Here is a 1,176-nt window from a genome sequence, read left to right on the forward strand (position 1 = left end):
AATTTCTTCTTATACTGGTACCGCAATGGATCGTGAAGCAAGCTCTACTCGTCTTTACGATATGACCATTACMAMACTTCAAGACAAAGCATCCCCAGATCTGTTCAAAGAAGCCACGATTGGTAAGGGCAAACCCGCTGTATTCCATATCTACTAAGCAGGGTGAGRAAATCGAAGAAATCATTGAAAATTCAACTAACTGACTGCCATGAATTTCTAACTATGCAGTGTCAATTCAAGAGACCCGTTCAATGAACAATCACGATCTCTTACACAGAGATGATGATGACTGTGACGCTACTGATGACAAAACACACATCTGCTCGTTGGTATACGGTTACAGCGGTGTTAAAGGTCAACAAATGTAATCATTTGGAGGGTTCGAAAGTGCCCTCCTTATTTGTTTATAAAGAAGTTTGTAATGAAAAAAGCAACATCAAGATAATAAATTTATAAATATTTCCACGCCTTATGGGAAAGATGCGAKTATTCTCAATTCTTTTGAATATAGAGAAGAAATGTCAGAGCTATTTTCATTGCGAGTTTATGCTTATTTTAATGGTCAAAAAGGCGAACTGAATCAAATCGTGGGTCAGCCAGTTATTATCAAAATGGATAATAACAGCCAAGTGCTGTTGGAACCGAGATACTTCCATGGGTTTGTTGCAAAGGCGACACTAGCAGGAAGTCGAGTGACCAAATTTGAAGATGGTGAAAACTACAAAAATATTGAGCTTGTTGTTGTGCCAAAATTGAATTTTGCGAACTACAAAATTCAACAGCAGAATTTTCAAAATAAAGATATAAAAGAAATTATTTACATTAATTTATTGGTGAGCATGGCGTCGACTTTTCTTTTTCTCTGACCGAAAAGCTATGCCAAGCTATAACTACAAAGTTCAGTACGAAGAATCGGATCTACAGTTTGTTAAAAGACTCTTATCTGAGGAAGGGCTGTCGTTCTGTTTCAGCCATACTAAATCTTCACATGTGATCGAGATATTTGATGATGCCAGCTATTACAAGCCAGGTGCTGAGTTTTTAATTGATTTCAATTCAGGTACCGCAGAGTTGGGCCATATCTCTTCGTGGCATGAAGCTCAATCGATGGTGATCATGCGTAGTCACAAAAGTGGTTATGACATGAAAAAGCCAGCTTCACACCCCAACAATACA

General features: G+C 38.0%; 2 protein-coding genes and 1 pseudogene. All 3 read left to right on the forward strand.

The genetic code is table 11. The features are described from left to right. Positions 1–368 (forward strand): annotated as a pseudogene (locus tag CIK04_RS28885) (type VI secretion system tube protein Hcp); the annotation flags it as partial. A gap of 150 nt (positions 369–518) precedes the next feature. Further along, positions 519–866: a contractile injection system protein, VgrG/Pvc8 family gene (locus tag CIK04_RS34720; RefSeq protein WP_325205974.1), complete on the forward strand. Its 348-nt coding sequence runs from the start codon at positions 519–521 to the stop codon at positions 864–866. Positions 867–876: 10 nt separating this feature from the next. Further along, the coding region (locus CIK04_RS34725; protein WP_325205975.1) for a contractile injection system protein, VgrG/Pvc8 family at positions 877–1,176 on the forward strand (300 nt) is incomplete at its 3' end.

The sequence above is a fragment of the Vibrio sp. 03_296 genome (assembly GCF_002265885.1).

Coding starts and splice junctions, on each gene's coding strand:
- CIK04_RS34720 (WP_325205974.1), top strand. CDS start 519: ATGTCAGAGCTATTTTCATTGCGAGTTTATGCTTATTTTAATGGTCAA.